This is a genomic window from Kitasatospora sp. NPDC058048, from assembly GCF_042885555.1.
Classification (GTDB): Bacteria; Actinomycetota; Actinomycetes; order Streptomycetales; family Streptomycetaceae; genus Kitasatospora; species Kitasatospora lactacystinica.
Map to the genome: position 1 here is coordinate 17,392 of NZ_JBHVRT010000057.1, position 18,629 is coordinate 36,020.

General features: G+C 73.8%; 16 protein-coding genes. 5 read left to right on the forward strand and 11 right to left on the reverse strand.

Features of this window, described 5'->3' with window-relative positions:
- Positions 1–72: 72 nt before the first annotated feature.
- The 3 genes from acnA to ACFVVA_RS38405 all read right to left on the reverse strand — a co-directional run bounded on the left by acnA (position 73) and on the right by ACFVVA_RS38405 (position 4,127).
- Positions 73–2,718, reverse strand: coding sequence for an aconitate hydratase AcnA (gene acnA / locus ACFVVA_RS38395; RefSeq protein ID WP_387695346.1), 2,646 nt, complete (start codon positions 2,716–2,718; stop codon positions 73–75).
- 183 nt (positions 2,719–2,901) lie between these two features.
- Positions 2,902–3,057, reverse strand: coding sequence for a hypothetical protein (locus tag ACFVVA_RS38400; protein WP_359909976.1), 156 nt, complete (start codon positions 3,055–3,057; stop codon positions 2,902–2,904).
- Complete coding sequence (locus tag ACFVVA_RS38405; protein WP_387695347.1) at positions 3,054–4,127, reverse strand: hypothetical protein; 1,074 nt, start codon at positions 4,125–4,127, stop codon at positions 3,054–3,056. The genes ACFVVA_RS38400 and ACFVVA_RS38405 overlap by 4 nt, the downstream gene beginning before the upstream one ends.
- A 30-nt stretch (positions 4,128–4,157) precedes the next feature.
- Here ACFVVA_RS38405 and ACFVVA_RS38410 point away from each other — a divergent pair, with 30 nt between their 5' ends.
- The 3 genes from ACFVVA_RS38410 to ACFVVA_RS38420 all read left to right on the forward strand — a co-directional run bounded on the left by ACFVVA_RS38410 (position 4,158) and on the right by ACFVVA_RS38420 (position 5,748).
- Entirely contained in the window at positions 4,158–4,505 is a 348-nt protein-coding gene (locus tag ACFVVA_RS38410) for a hypothetical protein (protein WP_380546605.1), read from the forward strand.
- Positions 4,506–4,730: 225 nt separating this feature from the next.
- The gene (locus ACFVVA_RS38415) at positions 4,731–5,132 is read left to right on the forward strand and encodes a type II toxin-antitoxin system VapC family toxin (RefSeq protein ID WP_387695348.1); all 402 of its coding nucleotides are present in this window, start codon (positions 4,731–4,733) and stop codon (positions 5,130–5,132) included.
- 82 nt (positions 5,133–5,214) lie between these two features.
- Entirely contained in the window at positions 5,215–5,748 is a 534-nt protein-coding gene (locus tag ACFVVA_RS38420; RefSeq protein WP_387695349.1) for a superoxide dismutase family protein, read from the forward strand.
- Between the two features lie 92 nt (positions 5,749–5,840).
- Here ACFVVA_RS38420 and argF read toward each other — a convergent pair whose 3' ends face one another.
- The 3 genes from argF to ACFVVA_RS38435 all read right to left on the reverse strand — a co-directional run bounded on the left by argF (position 5,841) and on the right by ACFVVA_RS38435 (position 11,195).
- Positions 5,841–6,842 (reverse strand): ornithine carbamoyltransferase, encoded by a 1,002-nt coding sequence (gene argF / locus ACFVVA_RS38425; protein ID WP_387695350.1) that lies wholly within the window; start codon positions 6,840–6,842, stop codon positions 5,841–5,843.
- A gap of 133 nt (positions 6,843–6,975) precedes the next feature.
- Positions 6,976–9,675 carry a polynucleotide kinase-phosphatase gene (locus ACFVVA_RS38430; RefSeq protein ID WP_387695351.1) on the reverse strand — a complete coding sequence of 900 codons (2,700 nt, stop codon included), beginning with the start codon at positions 9,673–9,675 and terminating at the stop codon, positions 6,976–6,978.
- Entirely contained in the window at positions 9,672–11,195 is a 1,524-nt protein-coding gene (locus tag ACFVVA_RS38435; protein WP_387695352.1) for a 3' terminal RNA ribose 2'-O-methyltransferase Hen1, read from the reverse strand. Before ACFVVA_RS38435 ends, ACFVVA_RS38430 begins: the two co-directional genes overlap by 4 nt.
- 141 nt (positions 11,196–11,336) lie before the next feature.
- Here ACFVVA_RS38435 and dapD point away from each other — a divergent pair, with 141 nt between their 5' ends.
- Entirely contained in the window at positions 11,337–12,341 is a 1,005-nt protein-coding gene (dapD, locus tag ACFVVA_RS38440) for a 2,3,4,5-tetrahydropyridine-2,6-dicarboxylate N-succinyltransferase (protein WP_387695353.1), read from the forward strand.
- Positions 12,342–12,547: 206 nt separating this feature from the next.
- Here the strand turns inward: dapD and ACFVVA_RS38445 are convergent, their stop codons facing one another.
- Positions 12,548–12,847, reverse strand: coding sequence for a DUF6087 family protein (locus tag ACFVVA_RS38445; RefSeq protein WP_387695354.1), 300 nt, complete (start codon positions 12,845–12,847; stop codon positions 12,548–12,550).
- A 118-nt stretch (positions 12,848–12,965) separates the two neighbouring features.
- The gene (helR, locus tag ACFVVA_RS38450) at positions 12,966–15,122 is read right to left on the reverse strand and encodes an RNA polymerase recycling motor ATPase HelR (protein WP_387695355.1); all 2,157 of its coding nucleotides are present in this window, start codon (positions 15,120–15,122) and stop codon (positions 12,966–12,968) included.
- Between the two features lie 466 nt (positions 15,123–15,588).
- Here helR and ACFVVA_RS38455 point away from each other — a divergent pair, with 466 nt between their 5' ends.
- The gene (locus ACFVVA_RS38455) at positions 15,589–15,825 is read left to right on the forward strand and encodes a hypothetical protein (protein WP_387695356.1); all 237 of its coding nucleotides are present in this window, start codon (positions 15,589–15,591) and stop codon (positions 15,823–15,825) included.
- On the opposite strand, the gene ACFVVA_RS38460 is transcribed toward ACFVVA_RS38455, so the two are convergent.
- The 3 genes from ACFVVA_RS38460 to ACFVVA_RS38470 form a co-directional block, all read right to left on the reverse strand.
- Positions 15,771–16,490 (reverse strand): DUF6099 family protein, encoded by a 720-nt coding sequence (locus ACFVVA_RS38460; protein ID WP_387695357.1) that lies wholly within the window; start codon positions 16,488–16,490, stop codon positions 15,771–15,773. The two genes, ACFVVA_RS38455 and ACFVVA_RS38460, sit on opposite strands and share 55 nt — an antisense overlap.
- Positions 16,491–16,657: 167 nt before the next feature.
- Entirely contained in the window at positions 16,658–17,098 is a 441-nt protein-coding gene (locus tag ACFVVA_RS38465) for a nucleotide pyrophosphohydrolase (protein ID WP_387695367.1), read from the reverse strand.
- Between the two features lie 8 nt (positions 17,099–17,106).
- Positions 17,107–18,594 (reverse strand): AAA family ATPase, encoded by a 1,488-nt coding sequence (locus tag ACFVVA_RS38470; RefSeq protein ID WP_387695358.1) that lies wholly within the window; start codon positions 18,592–18,594, stop codon positions 17,107–17,109.
- Positions 18,595–18,629: the final 35 nt, after the last annotated feature.

Consider the following 18,629-nt stretch of genomic DNA (forward strand, 5'->3'; position numbering starts at 1 on the left):
CCTCCTCGGGCCCGTCGGAACTCGGCCGTCGTGCCCGGTCAGCCGATTAGCCCGGTCAGTCGATCAGCCTGATCAGCCGATGAGCGAGCGCAGCACGTACTGCAGGATGCCGCCGTTGCGGTAGTAGTCCGCCTCACCGGGGGTGTCGATGCGCACGACCGCGTCGAACTCGACGTCACCGGCCTTGACCTTGACGGTCTTCGGGGTGCGGCCCTCGTTGAGCTCGGTCACGCCGGTGAAGGAGAAGGTCTCCTCGCCGGTCAGGCCGAGGGACTCGGCGTTCTCGCCCTCCGGGAACTGCAGCGGCAGGACGCCCATGCCGATCAGGTTCGAGCGGTGGATGCGCTCGTACGACTCGGCGATGACGGCCTTGACGCCCAGCAGCGCGGTGCCCTTGGCGGCCCAGTCGCGGGACGAGCCGGAGCCGTACTCCTTGCCGGCCAGGACGACCAGCGGGATGCCGGCGGCCTGGTAGTTCTGCGAGGCGTCGTAGATGAACGACACCGGCGCGTCGACCTGGGTGAAGTCGCGGGTGTAGCCGCCCTCGGTGCCCGGCGCGATCTGGTTGCGCAGGCGGATGTTGGCGAAGGTGCCGCGGATCATCACCTCGTGGTTGCCACGACGGGAACCGTAGGAGTTGAAGTCGCGCTTCTCGACACCGTTGGCGGTCAGGTACTGCGCCGCCGGGGTGCCCGGCTTGATGTTGCCGGCCGGGGAGATGTGGTCGGTGGTGACCGAGTCGCCCAGCTTGGCCAGGACGCGGGCGCCGGCGATGTCGGTCACCGGGCTCGGGGTCTTGGCCATGCCCTCGAAGTACGGGGGCTTGCGGACGTAGGTGGACTCGGCGTCCCACTCGAAGGTGTTGCCGGTCGGGACCGGGAGCGACTGCCAGCGGTGGTCACCGGCGAAGACGTCCTGGTAGCCCTTGTCGAACATGGCCTCGTCGATGGAGCCGGCGACGGTGTCGGCGACCTCCTGCTCGGACGGCCAGATGTCGGCGAGGAACACGTCGTTGCCGTCGGCGTCCTGACCCAGGGCGTCCTTGGTGATGTCGATGTTCATGTTGCCGGCGAGGGCGTAGGCGACCACCAGCGGCGGGGAGGCCAGGTAGTTCATCTTGACGTCCGGGTTGATCCGGCCCTCGAAGTTGCGGTTGCCGGAGAGCACCGAGACGACCGCGAGGTCGGCCTCGTTGACGGCGGCCGAGACCTCCTCGGGCAGCGGGCCCGAGTTGCCGATGCAGGTGACGCAGCCGTAGCCGACCAGGTTGAAGCCCAGCTTCTCCATGTACGGGAGCAAGCCGGCCTTCTCGTAGTAGTCCATGACGACCTTGGAGCCGGGCGCCAGGGTGGTCTTGACCCAGGGCTTGACGTGCAGGCCCTTCTCCACGGCCTTCTTCGCCAGCAGGGCGGCGCCCAGCATGACGGAGGGGTTGGAGGTGTTGGTGCAGGAGGTGATCGAGGCGATCACGACCGCGCCGTTGTCGATCTCGTAGGACGAGCCGTCGGGGGCGGTGACGGCGGTCGGCTTCGAGGCCTCGGCGGAGTAGGTCGGCAGCGCCTCGGCGAACCGCTCGGCGGCCTCGGCCAGGATCACGCGGTCCTGCGGGCGCTTCGGGCCGGAGATCGACGGGACGACGGTCGAGACGTCCAGCTCCAGGTACTCGGAGTAGACCGGCTCGTGCGACGGGTTGTGCCAGAGACCCTGCTCCTTGGCGTACGCCTCGACCAGGGCGAGCTGCTGCTCGTCGCGGCCGGTGAGCTTCAGGTAGTTGATGGTCTCGGCGTCGATCGGGAAGATCGCGCAGGTCGAGCCGAACTCCGGCGACATGTTGCCGATGGTGGCGCGGTTGGCCAGCGGGATGGAGCCGATGCCGTCGCCGTAGAACTCGACGAACTTGCCGACCACACCGTGCTTGCGCAGCATCTCGGTGATGGTGAGCACCAGGTCGGTGGCGGTGGTGCCGGCCGGCAGCTCGCCGGTCAGCTTGAAGCCGACGACGCGCGGGATCAGCATGGAGACCGGCTGGCCGAGCATGGCGGCCTCGGCCTCGATGCCGCCGACGCCCCAGCCCAGCACGCCCAGGCCGTTGACCATGGTGGTGTGCGAGTCGGTGCCGACGCAGGTGTCCGGGTAGGCCTGGCCGCCGCGGACCATGACGGTGCGGGCCAGGTGCTCGATGTTCACCTGGTGGACGATGCCGGTGCCCGGCGGGACGACCTTGAACTCGTCGAAGGCGGTCTGGCCCCAGCGCAGGAACTGGTAGCGCTCCTTGTTGCGGCCGTACTCGATCTCGACGTTCTGGGTGAACGCGTCCTTGGTGCCGAACTTGTCGGCGATGACCGAGTGGTCGATGACCAGCTCGGCCGGGGCCAGCGGGTTGATCTTGGCCGGGTCGCCGCCCAGCTCCTTGACGGCCTCGCGCATGGTGGCGAGGTCGACCACGCACGGCACGCCGGTGAAGTCCTGCATGATCACGCGGGCCGGCGTGAACTGGATCTCCTGGCTCGGCTGGGCGTTCTCGTCCCAGGCGCCGAGGGCGCGGATGTGGTCGGCGGTGATGTTCGCGCCGTCCTCCGTGCGGAGCAGGTTCTCCAGCAGCACCTTGAGGCTGTACGGCAGCCGCTCGGAACCCTCGACGGCGGAGAGCTTGAAGATCTCGTACGACTCGTCGCCCACCTGCAGCGAGCTGCGGGCGTCGAAGCTGTTCGCGGACACGACTGACTCCTTCTGGGTGCTTCGTGCGATATCCGGCCGTCACGCGGTGGTAAGGTCACCCTTACTTAGGCTGACCTTGCCCGCATCGCCGGCGAGCGCCTCTCGGCAAGTATCTTGATGTCGAGATATATCGTAAGGGGCAGTTATCTCGATGTCGAGATAAACCATAGTGCATGCCGTGGCTCACCGGTCGTCCGGGCCGCGCCGCTTGCGCTCCAGCCTGATCAGCCACACCGCACCCGCCACGACAGCCGCCGCCACCAGCAGCACCACCACAAGCTCACCACCGGAACCGCCGGTCGGCGAGGGGGCGATGTCGGCCAGCCGGATCGTCGTCACTCTTCCTCCTCCGTTCGCGCCCGGTTCGCTCCCGGGCCCAGAACCAGCATCAGCAGCACCGGGAACTCCAGATAGGCGTGGTAACTCGCCAACGCGGCGTACACCGACCGACCGCGGGCGTAATCCACGGCGAACAACAGGGCCAGCAACAGCCCCAGGACCGCGCCCAGCCCCCAGGCCCGCACCCCGCGCAGCCCCGGCACCCGGGCGTCGAAGCGCTCCGCCGCCTCCGGCGCGTACCGCGGCAGGAACCACACCCAGACCACGTAGTGCATCGACTGGAGGAAGGCGAACACCGCCAGGAAGCGCAGACCCGCCTGCGGCGTCAGCAGGGCCGGCGGGGTGTACGCCGCCGCCAGCCGGTCCGTCCAGCCACCGGGACGCTGGGACAGCAGCCCGTCCAGCAGACCGCTCAACAACAGGGCCGGCACCAGCAGCACCCAGGCCGACTGCAACGCCAGGAACGCCGCACGGCCCCGCGCCAGCCGGCGCGACCACTCGGCCAGGAACAGCAGCGGTACCACGTTGTGCAGATGGGCCAGCACCACGAAGTGGTACGCGGGAAACACCAGCGAGGCCGCGCCGGCCACCCCCAGCAGCACCACGCCCGCGAGCAGCAGTCGGGGACGCCCGCGCAGCCCGTACCGGCAGGCCGCCGCCAGCAGGCCGTACGCGAGCAGGATCTCCGCCGACTGGGCGGCCCGCGAAGGCGGCAGCAGGCGGCACAGCACGATGCCGGTCACCAGCGCCAGCAGCAGCCGCAGCAGCGGGCCGGTCAGCACGGCGGCGAAGCGGCCGGCCACGTAACGCAGCTCCAGCACGTTGTGCAGCAGACCGAAGACGGCCAGGCCCAGCACCGCCAGGCCGGTCGGCGCCCGCAGCGCCAGCGCCAGGGCGAGGACGGCCGACAGGGCGAAGCCCGCGAACGGCGCGACGCCGGGCCGGGCGGCCGGGCCGGGCGCGGGCCAGGCGGCTCCCTCGGCTCCTGCGATTCCTGCGGTTCCTGCGGTTCCGGGGGCGCCGGTGGCACTGGGGGCGCCGGTGGTCGCGCCCGCGCTCGTGGTCGCCATGCTCCCCCTCTCCGTGGCACGATCCCCGCCGTGCGCTACCCGGTGGCCCTCGCCCTCACCCTGCTGACCGAGACGCCCGTCTACACGGCCGCCCTCGTCCGCGTGGGGCGGGTCCGACCCGGGCGGGCGGCCGCGGCCGCCGTCCTGGTCAACCTGGTGACGCACCCGCTGCTCTGGTGGACCCTCCGGCACTGGACCGACGGGCCGGCGGCAGCGTACTGGACGGGCTTCACCCTCGGCGAGGCCGCGGTCTGTGCCGTCGAGGCACTGCTGCTGGGCCCGCTCGCCGGGCTCCGCCCGCGCGACCCGCTGCCCTGGCTCGCCGCCGGCACCGCCAACGCCGCCTCACTGCTGGCCGGACTGCTGATCCTGTCCTGACCGCCGCCCCGCCCCCGCCCCGCCCGTGACGCGGCTTCCGGGCCCCGGCGGCCGGCCGTGCGCGGCGGGCGGGGCAGGCGCGGCAAGCGTGGCAGGCGGGGCAGGCGCGGCGCCCACCTCGCCACGGGGCGGGAGGGGACGGCGGGGATCCGCGGGACGCGCCAGCGGACCGCCCCGGTACCGTGACCGGTGACTCGACGTGCGGAAACGGGCAGGGGCCGACAGATGATCGTGGTGGACGCATCCGCGCTGGTACTGGCGCTCGCCGACCAGGGGCCGCGCGGGATCCGGGCCCGCGCGGAACTCGCCTCCGGCGGCGAATGGGTGGCGCCCGAGCACATCGTCATCGAGGTGATGCAGTCGCTGCGCGGGCTCTACCTGGCCAAGGAACTGACCGCCGAGCGGGTCGCCGAACTCACCCGGGAACTCGCGGCGGTGACGATCCGCAAGGTCGAGGTGGCGCCGCTGCTCGGCCGGATCTGGGAGCTCAAGGACAACCTCACCCCGGACGACGCCGCGTACGTCGCGGTCGCCGAGCGGTTCGGGGTGCCGCTGGTCACCGCCGACCTGCGGCTGATGCGGGCCAGCGGGCCGCGCTGCGAGATCCGGGGGATCCGGCGCGACTGAGCCGCCACGGGCCGGGTGTCCTCGGAGCCCCGGCCGCGTTAGCAGGGCGACCCCCGCCCCGCCCGTGGAAGGCCCCGTCCCGATGACCGCTCCGCTCGCCGCCGCCCTGCTGCCACTGGCCCTGCTCGTCCCCGCCACCTCGCCGGTCTCCGTCGTCGAGGCCGACTTCGACCCGGCCACCGCCTTCGTCCCGCCGGCCGCCATCAGCTACGCGAGCGACCTGGTGCCGTACGGCTCGCACGTTCGGATCGTCACCGACCGCTCGGTGCCCGGGCGGACGGTGCTCACCCTGACGGCTTCCGGGCTCGCCCCCGACCACGAGTTCCCGGTGCACCTGCACACCGGCGGCTGCGGGGCCGACCCGGCCTCCTCCGGGCCGCACTACCAGGACGAGGTCGACCCGGTGCAGCCGTCCAGCGACCCGGTGTACGCCAACGAGCGCAACGAGCTGCGGCTGGTGCTGTTCACCGACGGGCGGGGCGGGGGCAGTGCCACCACCGCGGTGGCCTGGCAGCCGCGGCCGGGCGAGGCCCGCTCGCTGGTGCTGCACGCGGGCACCCCGGCCGGCCCGCACGCGGCGGGCGACCGGGTGGCCTGCGTCAAGCTGAACGACTGACGCCGGGCGCCGAGCCGGCCCCGGCCCGGCGGCCTCCGCGGCCTCTGGGGCCTCCGGGGCCTCCGGACCGGTCGGGGCCGGGTCGGGGCCGGTCAGGAGCCGAGGGTGGCGACCAGCACCGCCTTGATGGTGTGCAGCCGGTTCTCGGCCTGGTCGAACACGATGGAGTGCGCCGACTCGAACAGCTCGTCGGTGCACTCCAGCTCGGTCATGCCGGTCGCCTCGTGCATCTGCCGCCCGACCACCGTGCCGAGGTCGTGGAAGGCGGGCAGGCAGTGCAGGAACTTCACGTCCGGGTTGCCGGTGGCCCGGACGGTGTCCATGGAGACCTGGTACGGCTTGAGCAGCTCGATCCGCTCGGTCCAGACCTCCTTGGGCTCACCCATCGAGACCCAGACGTCGGTGTAGAGGAAGTCGGCGCCGACCACGCCCTCGGCCACGTCCTCGGTCAGGGTGATCCGGGCGCCGGTCGTCCCGGCCAGGGCCTGTGCCGACTTCTGCACCTCCTCGGTGGGCCAGAGCGCGCGCGGGGCCACGATCCGGATGTCCATGCCGAGCAGGGCGCCGGTGACCAGCAGCGAGTTGCCCATGTTGGAGCGGGCGTCGCCGAGGTAGGCGAGGGCGACCTCGGACAGCGGCTTGGCGGTGTGCTCGGTGACGGTGAGCACGTCGGCCAGCATCTGGGTGGGGTGCCACTCGTCGGTCAGGCCGTTCCAGACCGGGACGCCGGCGTACTCGGCCAGCTCCTCGACGACCTCCTGGCCGTGGCCGCGGTACTCGATGCCGTCGAACATCCGGCCGAGCACCCGGGCGGTGTCCTTGATCGACTCCTTGTGGCCGATCTGCGAGCCCGCGGGGTCCAGGAAGGTGGTGGTGGCGCCCTGGTCGTGGGCGGCGACCTCGAAGGCGCAGCGGGTGCGGGTGGAGGTCTTCTCGAAGATCAGCGCGATGTTCTTGCCGCGCAGCCGGGGCTGCTCGGTGCCCGCGTACTTCGCCGCCTTGAGCGTGGCGGCGAGGTCCACCAGGAAGCGGAACTCCTGGGGCGTGAAGTCGAGCTCCTTGAGGAAGTGCCTGTTCCGGAGGTTGAAGGCCATGCCGGGCTCCTGGGGTGACGGGACTACGGGAAAGCGGCAAGTCTATACGATGCTCGGAATTTCTATACAGAGGCAGGGCGGAGGAGGGGAGCCTCCCGGGGCCCACGGGGGCTCCCCTCCTCCGGCACCGCCCTCACAGCCGCGGGTCGACCGGCTCCGACTCCAGCGCGAGCACCGCGAAGACCGGCTCGTGCACCCGCCACAGCGGCTCCCCCGCCGCCAGCCGGTCCAGCGCCTCCAGGCCCAGCGCGTACTCGCGCAGCGCCAGCGAGCGCTTGTGGCCCAGCGCGCGCAGGCGCAGCCGGTCGAGGTGCTCGGTGTAGTCCGGACCGTAGATGATCCGCAGGTACTCCCGGCCGCGCACCTTCACGCCGGGCTGCACCAGGCCGCCCGGCCGGCCCTCGCCGCGTGCGGTGCGCACCAGCGAGGCCAGCGGCTTGACCACCATGCCCTCACCGCCCGCCGCGGTCAGCTCCTCCCACCAGGCGGTGGCGGCGGCCGTCGAGGCCTCGTCCTCGGTGTCCACCAGGATCCGGCGGGTGCGGTGCAGCACCGGCTCCTTCCGGGGCTCCGGGCGCTCCGGGTGCTCCTGGTGCTCCGTGCCGTCGGCGGAGTCGGACGCGTCGGGCCCGTCGGACGCGTCGGCGGCCACCAGGCGGTCGATCCAGGCCAGGTGCTCGTCGTGCGGGCGCACCGCGAGGTTCGCCCCCTCGGCCGCGAGCAGCTGGAACGGCGCGAGCCGGATGCCCGACAGGCCCTCGGTCGGCCAGCAGTAGCGCCGGTACGCCTCGGTGAACGCCCGCGCGTCGGCCGCGCGCTGCCGCTGACGGGCGGTCAGACCGGCCAGGTCCAGGCCGCGCCCGGCCGCCCGCTCCAGCGCGGACAGCACCTCCGGCAGGGCCGCGCCCGCCGCCGCGCCGACCGCCGCGTACTGGCGGCGCAGCAGCTCCACCGCCTTCAGCGACCAGGGCATCAGCTCGGCGTCCAGCAGCAGCCAGTCGGTGGCCAGCTCCTCGAACAGCCCGGAACGCTCGGCGGCCGCCCGGACCCGGTCGAGCACGGCGCCGGTCAACTCCTCGTCGGCGAGGAAGGCACGGCCGGTCCGGGTCCAGATCGCGCCGGGGCCGGCCACGCCGAAGCGGCGCTCCAGCGCGGCTCCGTCCCGGGCGACCAGCAGCACCGCGCGCGAGCCCATGTGCTTCTCCTCGCAGACCAGGTGCCGCACGCCGTCCGCCCGGTAGCCGAGGAAGGCCTCCTCCGGGTGCTCCAGGTAGCCCTCCCGGCGGGAGGTGGCGCTCGGCGCCATCGTCGGCGGCAGGTAGGCGAGCAGCCGCGGGTCCAGCGCGAAGCGGCTCATCACCTCCAGCGCGGCGGCCGCGTTCTCCTCCCGCACGGCCACCCGCCCGTGCAGCCCGGTCTCGACGGTCCGGCGCCCGGCCACGTCGGCGAGGTCCAGCGGACGGCCCTCGCGGGCGCCCGGAGCGTCGGTGATCAGCGGGCGGACCGGGGCGTACCACTCGCGCTCGGCCTCGACGCCCACCAGCTCGCGTTCCGGGTAGCGCAGCGCGGTCAGACTGCCGCCGAACACGCAGCCGGTGTCCAGGCAGACGGTGTTGTTGACGAAGCTCGCCGACGGCACCGGGGTGTGGCCGTAGACCACCAGCGCCCGGCCCCGGTACTCCTCCGCCCACGGGTAGCGCACCGGCAGGCCGTACTCGTCGGTCTCGCCGGTGGTCTCCCCGTACAGCGCGTGCGAGCGGACCCGGCCGGAATTGCGGCCGTGGTACCTCTCCGGCAGGCCGGCGTGGCAGACCACCAGGGCGCCGCCGTCCAGCAGGTAGTGGCTGACCAGGCCGCGCATGAACGCGCGGGCCTCGGCCCGGAACTCCTCGCTCTCCCCGGCCAGCTGGTCCAGCGACTCCTGGAGGCCGTAGGCGACGTTGACCTTCTTGCCGTCCAGCGCCCGGCCGAGCTTGTTCTCGTGGTTGCCCGGCACGCAGAGCGCGTGGCCGGCCGCCACCATGCCCATCACCAGGCGCAGCACGCCCGGGGTGTCCGGGCCGCGGTCGACCAGGTCGCCGACGAAGACGGCGGTGCGGCCCGCGGGGTGCGCGGCGTCCACCGGGCGGCCCTCGGCGTCCCGGGTGAGGGTGTAGCCGAGCCTGGTCAGCAGGGTCTCCAGCTCGGAGCGGCAGCCGTGGATGTCGCCGACGATGTCGAACGGGCCGGTGAGGTGGCGCAGGTCGTTGTAGCGCTTCTCCAGCTCGACCCCGGCCGCCGCCACCTCGGCCTCGCCCCGCAGGACGTGCACCTTTCGGAAGCCCTCGCGTTCCAGGCCCCGGAGGGAACGGCGCAGCTCGCGGTGCTGGCGGGGGATCACGTGGGCCGGCAGCCGGCGGTCCGGGCGGGAGCGGTTGCGCTCGGCGCACACCCCCGGCGGGACGTCCAGGACGATCGCGATCGGCAGCACGTCGTGCTCGCGGGCGATCGCGACCAGCTGACGGCGGGCCTCGGGCTGGACGTTGGTGGCGTCCACGACGGTCAGCCGGCCGGCCGCCAGGCGCTTGCCGACGATGTAGTGCAGGACGTCGAAGGCCTCGGCGGAGGCGGACTGGTCGTTCTCGTCGTCGGCGACCAGGCCCCGGCAGAAGTCGGAGGAGATCACCTGGGTGGGCAGGAAGTGGCGACGGGCGAAGGTGGACTTGCCCGCGCCGCTGGTGCCGATCAGGACGACGAGGGAGACGTCGGTGACGGGGAGGCGGCGGGGGGTGGTGCTCTCCGCGTGGTCCTGGGCCTGGTCGTCGCCAGGGGTGTCGGTCGTGTCATCGGTCATCGGGGCTCGCCTCCTTCGGGCGTCGTGGTCGTGGTGAACAGGGCCAGCTGGGTCGGGGCGCCGACCTCCTCGTCCTCCGGGCCGACCGGGCGCAGCTCCACGGTGTAGCCGTACGCGGCGGCGACCTTCCCGGCCCAGGCACGGAACTCGGCCCGGGACCACTCGAAGCGGTGGTCGGCGTGCCGGACGGCGCCCGCCGGCAGGCTCTCCCAGCGGACGTTGTACTCGGCGTTCGGCGTGGTGACCACGACCGTCCTCGGCCGGGCGGCGCCGAACACCGCGTACTCCAGCGCGGGCAGCCGCGGCAGGTCCAGGTGCTCGATCACCTCGCACAGCACCGCCGCGTCGAAGCCCTTGAGCCGGGCGTCGGTGTAGGTGAGCGCTCCCTGTGCCAGCGCCACCCGGGCCGCCTGACGCTCCGACAACCGCTCCAGGCCCAGCTTACGACTCGCCGCCCGCAGCGCCCGGGCGGAGACGTCCACGCCGAGGATCCCGGTGAACCGGGGGTCCTTGAGCAGCTCGCCGATCAACTCGCCCTGGCCGCAACCGAGATCGGCGACACGGGCGGCACCGCTCTCACGCAGCGCGGTGAGGATCGCGGCGCGGCGCCGCTCGGCGAGGGAGGGCTGCCGGGGCTCCGGCTGCTCGCCGACCTCCTCCTCGGGCCGGACCTCCTCCTCGGGCCGGTCGTCGACCGCGTTGTCGATCTCCTCGACCTCGCGGTCGTCGGCCTCCGCCAGCCGGGCCAGCTCCAGGCGCTCCATCGCGACCCGGGTCAGCGACCAGCGCCGGGCCAGGTAGCGGCGGGTGATCAGGGCGCGCTCCGGGTGGGCCGCCAGCCAGCCCTGGCCGGCGGCGAGCAGCTTGTCCACCTCGTCCGGGGCGACCCAGTAGTGCTTGGCACCGTCCAGCACCGGCAGCAGCACGTACAGCTGCTGGAGCGCGTCGGCGAGCCGTACCGTTCCGGAGGAGAGCGCGATCCGCACGTAGCGGGACTCGCCCCACTCGGGGAACGACTCGTCCAGCGGGATCGCCGTCGCCTCGACCTGCCAGCCCAGCGGTTCGAACAGCCGGACCACCAGGGCCGGACCGCCGCCGTCACCCGCGCCGTTGGCGGGCACGGCGGGCAGGTCGATGCGCAGCGGACGGGCCCGCCCGGGCAGTTCGGGCCGGGCCGGGCAGGCGCCCTTCATCGCGGACCGGAACACCGTCCGCAGCGCCACCGCGAGCAGCGAGGACGCCGCGTACGGACGGTCGTTGACGTACTGGGAGAGCGCGAAGTCGGGCGAGCCGCCGCGCCCCCTGCCGTCGCCCCGGCCCTTGCGGACCAGTGCGATCGGGTCGATGTCCAGCAGCAGCGCCGCGGTGCAGACCTCGTCCCCGGCCTCGGGGTAGAAGACGTGGGCCTCGCCGTGCGACGTGGTGAACCGCTGGACCTTGTCGGGGTGCTTGTGCAGCAGGAACCCGAGGTCCGCGGCCGGGGCCTCGGCGCTGCCGGTGGTGGAGATCGACATGAACACCCGCTGAAGTATTGCCCAGCGCCGGGACGGCGAGCACCGGGTTTTCCCGCCCCGCGGACCGCCGACCAGCAGGTCCGACGGGTGTGTCCGCCCGGCGGGCGTGTTCGGCACCGGGGCCCCGCATTGGTTAACGTGCACGGTGTGACTGCTGAATCCACCTCGCTCGAATCCACCTCCCCGGCGAACGGCGCCGTGGCCGCCGGTCTGGCCACCATCGCCGCCGACGGCACCGTCCTCGACACCTGGTTCCCCGCCCCCGTGCTGGCCGCCGAGCCCGGCCCGGCCGGCACCGTCCGCCTGACCGCCGAGCAGGCCGAGGCCGAGCTCGGCGCCGGCGCGGCCGAGGCGCTGCGCGCCGACGCGCGCCGTGGCGTCGAGGTGGTCGCTGTGCGCACCACCATCGCCTCGCTGGACGAGAAGCCGCTCGACACCCACGACGTGTACCTGCGGCTGCACCTGCTCAGCCACCGCCTGGTCAAGCCGCACGGCCAGAACCTGGACGGCGTCTTCGGCCTGCTGGCCAACGTCGCGTGGACCAGCATCGGCCCCGTCCCGGTGGACAAGGTCGAGCAGGCCCGCCTGTCCGTGCGCGCCCAGGGCGGCCAGCTGGCCGTGTACGGGATCGACAAGTTCCCGCGGATGACCGACTACGTCGCCCCGACCGGTGTGCGCATCGCCCACGCCGACCGCGTCCGGCTCGGCGCTCACCTGGCCGTCGGCACCACCGTGATGCACGAGGGCTTCGTCAACTTCAACGCCGGCACCCTGGGCACCTCCATGGTCGAGGGCCGGATCAGCGCGGGCGTCGTCGTCGGCGACCACAGCGACATCGGCGGCGGCGCCTCGATCATGGGCACCCTGTCCGGCGGCGGCAAGCAGGTCGTCTCGGTCGGCGAGCGCTGCCTGCTCGGCGCCAACGCGGGCATCGGCATCTCGCTCGGCAGCGACTGCGTGGTCGAGGCCGGCCTGTACGTGACCGCCGGCACCCGGGTCACCACCCCGGACGGCACGGTGGCCAAGGCCGTCGAGCTGTCCGGCCAGGACAACCTGCTGTTCCGCCGCAACTCGCAGAGCGGCGCGGTCGAGGTCATCGCCCGCTCCGGCTCCTGGGGCGGCCTGAACGCAGACCTGCACGCCCACAACTGACCTGCGGGCAGCGACTGTCGGGGTCCGGCGCCGGGCGGCGCCGGGCCCCGCTCGCGTCCCGGGGCCGCTTGCGATCCGGTCCCGCTCGCGATCCGGGCCCGCTCGCGCCACGGGTTCCATTCCCGTCCCCGGCGTCCGTTCCCGTCCCCGGCGTCCGGCCGCGGGTGGGATCCGGCCGCGGGTGGAGCGGCCCACCCGTGCGGACCTCAGGGCTTGCGGTGGCGCCCCGGCGCCTTCCTCGGCAGCCGCACCGAGCGACCGGGCCGCGGTACGCCGCCGCCCTCGATGCCGTGGAGGATCCGCTGAGCGGCGGCATAGTCCTCGGCCACCGTCTCCGGCAGCCACTGGTAGCCGTCCCGGCGCACGATCAGCCTCGGTTCGCCCGGCGCCACATGGGCGCCCCGCGGCCGCCCGTCCATCAGCCGTACGGCCCACAACTGCCCGACCGGCCGCAGCCGTTGCTCCCGCCCGGCCGCCCACGACGCCAGCGGTTTCTCCTCGTCCATCGCCCCAGTCCGGCCTCCCTCAGCCGTCGCCCGACACTCGCGTCACCCGACCGGGCGATGCGCGTTCCGGCCCAGCCGCTCCCTCCTTCCGCAACCCGCTCCCTTCGCCGCCGCCGGCTCACGAACTCCTGAGGACCACCAGCCGCTGGGTCGCCCTGGTCATCGCGACATAGCGGTCGACCGCGCCCTCGACCCCACCGCCGAACGCCTCCGGATCCACCAGGACGACCAGGTCGAACTCGAGTCCCTTGGACAGCTCCGGGGTCAGCGACCGGACCCGCGGCCGCGCCTCGAACCCGGGGGCGCCGATCACACAGGCGATCCCCTCGGCATGGTCGGCGAGCCAGCCGTCCAGGACGGCGTCCAGCTCCGCCACCGACCCGTGCACGACGGGAATGCCGCTGCTGCGGACGGAGGTCGGCACGTTGGCGTCCGGCAGCGCGGCCCGGATCGCGGGCTCGGCCTCGGCCATGACCTCCTCCGGTGTCCGGTAGTTGATGCTCAGCGAGGCCACCGTGGTCCGGTCGAGCCCGATCCGCTCCAACCGCTCCTGCCAGGACTCCGTGAAACCGTGCCTGGCCTGCGCCCGGTCCCCGACGATGGTGAAGCTCCGGGACGGGCAGCGCAGCAGCAGCATCTGCCACTCGGCGTCGGTCAGCTCCTGGGCCTCGTCCACCACGATGTGCGCGAACGGCCCGGCGAGCGGTTCCGGGTCGGCGACGGGCAGGGCCGTTTCGTCGACCAGGGTGTCCTGGAGGTCGCGGCCGCGCAGCATCGTCACCGCGCCCTCGCCGTCGTCGTCGGCCTGCAGCAGGTCGCCGATGACGTCGGCCATCCGCGCGCGCTCGGCGGCGGCCGCGGCCTCCCGCCGGTGCCGGCGCCGGTCCGCCTCCGGATCGCCCAGCCGCTGCCGGGCCGCGTCCAGGAGCGGCAGGTCGGACACCGTCCAGGCCTGGGGCGCGTCCTTGCGCTGGAGCCTGCGGACGTCCTCGGGTGCGAGCCAGGGCGCGCACATCCGCAGGTAGGCGGGCACCGACCAGAGGTCGCCGACCAACTCGGCCGCGTCGAGCAGCGGCCAGGCCCGGTTGAGCGTCTCGACCAGCTCCCGGTCCTGCCGCAGCGACCGGCGGAACAGCTCGGGCGAGACCCCCTCGTCCTCGTCCAGCTTGTGCATCAGGATCGTGGCCAGCTCCTCCCAGATCTGCTCGCGGGCCTCGTTGTGCGGGGTGCCCGGGTCCGGCGCGTCGAACGCGTCGGACCAGTCCTCGGCGCTCAGCCAGAGGTCAGCCCAGTGGGTGGTGACCTCCAGCCCCTCGGTGGGCGGCTCCTCGTAGAACCGGACGGCCTTCTCGATCGCCCTCACCATGTCGGCCGAGGACTTCAGCCGGGCCGCCTCCGGGTCGGCCTCGGCCCCGGCCTTCGCCCCTTCGGCGACCAGGTCCCGCACGGTGCAGGTGCGCACCCCCTCCTCGCCGAGGCTCGGCAGGACGTCGGCGACGTAGGCCAGGTAGGGCTGGTGCGGGCCGACGAACAGCACGCCGCCCCGCCGGTGGCCGAGCCGGGGGTCGGAGTAGAGCAGGTACGCGGAGCGGTGCAGGGCGACGACCGTCTTGCCGGTGCCCGGGCCGCCGTCCACCACCAGGGCACCCCGGGAGCCGGCCCGGATGATGGCGTCCTGGTCGGTCTGGATGGTGGCCAGCACGTCCCGCATCCGGGCCGACCGGCCGCCGCCCAGGCCGGCGATGAACGCGGACTGGTCGTCCAGCGCCGCGTGCCCCTCCAGGGCCTCGGCGGTGAACACCTCGTCCCAGTAGTCGGCGATCCGGCCACCGGTCCAGCGGTACCGGCGCCGGCTCACCAGGCCCATCGGATCGGCGTGGGTGGCCGCGAAGAACGGCTCGGCCGCGGGCGAGCGCCAGTCGACCAGCAGCCGTCGGCCCGCGCTGTCGGTGAGGCCGAGCCGCCCGATGTACACCGGCTCCGGGTCGTCGGCGAGGACGACCCGGCCGAGGCACAGGTCCAGGCCGAAGCGGCGCAGGGCGCGCAGCCGACCGGTCAGCCTGTGCACCTCGATGTCCCGGTCCATCGCCTCCCGGCCGAGGCCGCCCGGCGCGCGGCGCAGCGCGTCGAGGCGGGCGGACAGGCCAGTGATCGCCGCTTCCAGGCTCTCCGCGACGGCCGCGAAGTGCCGCTCGTCCTCGCCGATCAGTGCCGGGTCGGCCTTGGCGGCGAGGCGGGCGGGAAGGTCGAACGCACTGGTGGTCCGGCTGTTCATGGCATCAGCTCCGATCTGAGGCCTGCGATTGTGCGCCAGCACGGGGGCCTTGCCGCAAGACCCCCCGTGCGCTATACGTTGAGAGTGGCAAGGGGTGGGTTCTCCCCCTGGTCGTCCCGGTTCGTCCCCGGCTCCTTTCCGGGCATGTCGACCACGCCGCGCTCCGCATCATCGATCGCATCCCCGCTCCGCGACGCCCGGGGCCCGCTCCGCAACGCACCCGGGGGCCGTTCCACGCCTAGCCGAGGCGGCACCGCGACGGCAACCCCGGCTCACCCGGGAGGCTTACCCCGCAGCGGAGTTGGACCGCATCGGGTGGTGTCCGGGTGACGGCGTCCGGAGCGGTTCGTTGGGTGCTACGGCGGGGGTGGGTGCCCCGGTGGCGGGCGACTGCCACCTCCCGCCGTGCGGCCCGAGCCACCGTCGGCCGCTCCACACCGCACCACCGATGCGAAGAGGTACCGTCATGTCCGAACCATCTGCCACGCCGCAGTTCCCGAGCAGCCCGACGGGCTCGGCCGACGGCACCTCGGCCGGACCCGCCAGCCCCAAGAGCCTGCTGGAGCAGATGCAGGAACTGCTCGCCTCCGTCTCCGCGGACCTCGCCGAACTCCAGGGCTCCGCCCCCGGGAGCGCCGACTCCACCGCCTATCCGACCGGCACGGACACCTCCGGGACCTCGGACACGCAGGGCACCCGGTAGCCATCCACCGGTTCCTCCTCGGTCGGCCCGCCCTCACCGGGCGGGCCGCCGCCGGAGGGCGAGCCGCCGCGGCTCGCGGCACCTCCACCGCCACCGCCACCGCCCGACGGACCGGTGTCGCCCGGCGGGCCGAGCCTGACCACCAGTAACGGCGCCCCGCCGCCGACCTGCTCCCGCTCCCGCTCGGCCCCACCGAGCGCCGCGGGCTGCGCCTCCCCGGCCCGGACCGCCGCCTCACGCAGCCGTACGGTGAGGTCCTTGCACTCCGACACCGCGTCCACACCGTCGATGCACGTCCAGTAGAGGCTCTCGGTGTCCGCCCCGCAGGCGAGCACCACCAGCGTCTCGCCGACGTCCCGGAGCAATCCGTCCAGCGCCCCCAGGGCCGGCGCCAAGTCCCCCAGGTCCGTGAGCCGCGCGGCCCGGCCCCCGCTCACCAGGGCGGCCCGGACGACGGAGCGGTCCAGGCAGACCGCCGCGTGCGCCCCGGCCTCGGACAGTTGCTGCCCCAGCCCGGTCAGCTCCTCGTCCTCCGACTCCGCCAGCCTGGCGCCCACCGCCTCGGTGAGCAGCGCGGCCTGCCGCGCCTCGGCCAGCACGTCCGGTACGTGCCTGGCCTCGGCCAGGGCGTGCCGGGCCGTCTTGATCAGTCGCAGCGCCTCCATGGCCACCGCTCCCCTCGCTCGCTGTCGCCGTCGGCCCGGGCCGCCGGGAGGGGCGGTCCGAGGGGCGACGGCTGGTCACGGCGAAAGCGTGCGAGGAAGAGCGCGGACGCGCATCCACGATCTCAGAAGCTGTGGAAAAGTCGGGGGCTGTGGATGAATTCCTTCCCTCACAAGGGTTGATCGCCTACGTCCGAGTTGACGCCGAGCACATTTTCACCGGCGCCGACCGCGTTTTCACCACCGGCGATCGCATGTTCACCATCGGCGCCCGCACCCTCCGGTACCGGGAAGCGGAGTTCGTTCCGCTCGATCTTGGCTGCCAGGGCCTCCAGCGGATCCACCCCGACCGCGGTGCAGAACTGCAGCAGGTACGCCAGCACGTCCGCGACCTCGTCGTGCACCCGGTGCGCGCGGTCCGGGTCGGACATCACCGCGCCGGCCTGCTCGGGCGTCAGCCACTGGAAGATCTCCAGCAGCTCCCCCGCCTCCACGCTCAGCGCCGCCGCCAGGTTCTTCGGGGTGTGGAAGGGCTCCCACCGCCGGGCCGCCGCGAAGTCCACCAGCCGCTGCCGCAAGGCCTCGACGGTGGGCTCCGCCGGCCCCGTCACTCGTTCGCTCACCCCTCCAGGTCTACCGCATCAAGACCCGCCGCCCCACCGTCCACCGGAAACGCCCCGCTGCCGGCCGGAGCTCCCGCGAGCCCGGCCGGCCCCTCCGGCCCCACCGACGCCCCTGCCGGCGCCCCTGCCGATGACCTCGCCGACGGCTCCGCCGGCCCCTCCGTCGACCCCGCCGCCGACCGGCCCGCGCCCGCTGCGGCCCCCTCGTCGGCCCCACCCCGGGCCTCCCCGATCGCCTCCCCGGCCGCCTCCCCGCGCCCGCCCTGGACCGGCACCCGCGCCGTCTCCGTCCGCAGCACCGTGAACCCCGAGTCGGGATCCCGCCGGCACTCCACCAGCACCATCCCGCCCCCGGGCGTGCCGCCCAGCACCTCCCGCGCCGCCGCCGGCTCCTGCAGGGCCGCGACCACCCGCAGCTGGCGGCGCTCCGCCATGTCCCGGGCCAGCCGCAGCAGCGTGGCGGCCTGCTCCGCGGAGAGCCCCGCGCCCAGGTCCTCGGCCAGCACGATGAGCTGCCGGTGCGCCCAGGGCACCTCGGCGGCCACGTCGAGGTCGAGCACCCCGGCCCCGGTCAGCAGCACCGCGGCGAAGGCGAGGTAGCGCAGCATGCCGTCGGAGGCCTGGTCGGCCCCGGTGCGCCCGAGGACGCCCTCGTCGAAGACGGCGAGGACCTTCCGCACGCCCGCACTCTCCCGCTCGGCCAGGGTGAGCCCGAGCAGCGGGTGCGGCGCGGCGGACTGCACCGCGCGCAGCAGCTGCCCGTACCGGCGCGGGCATTCGTTGCTCAGCCGGGCCACGACGGCGGAGACGTTGGCGGCGTTGCCGCGCAGCCGGGCCTGCGGGTCGGCCCGGGCCCAGCCGCGCATCAGTGCGGGGACGGGGTGCAGCGGGAAGACCTCGCGCAGCGCCGTGAGCAGGTCCTCGGTGGCGGCGAGGACGAGGCACTCGCCGGCCGACGAGCCCGCGACCCGCAGCGGCAGCTGCGCGGTGATCATCGTGCCGCTGGGGAACGGCGCCCGGATGTCGCCCTGGCGGGTGTCGTTGTGCCAGCAGACGTTGACCCGCCGGTTGCGGACGTCCTGCTCCCCGGTGTCCATCAGGGTCCGGCCGTCGAGGGTGAGCGACTCCCGGGCGATCCGGACCGGGCCGTCGGTGCGGATCACCACGTCGAGCCGGATCAGGCCGTGCGGCGAGCGGACGGTGCAGCCGAGGATGATCGCGTCCCGCCCGTGCGGCACGCACCCGTCCAGGCCTCCGCGGACGGGCTCGGCGAGCGGACCGGTGCGGTCGGGCAGCCCGTCCAGCGAGTCGGCGATCTCCTCGCCGAGGGCGAGCCGGGAGAGCACGGCCAGCGCGTCGAGGGCGTTGGACTTGCCGACCCCGGCGGGCCCGTGCAGCACGGTGAGGGGCGCGAGCGGCAGCACCGCGCGCCGGTAGGACTTGAACGAGGTGAGCCGGAGCTCCTCGACTGTGGGGCGCGGCACGGGCGGCCGGTCGGGCCGTGGGGCGCCCGTTCGGA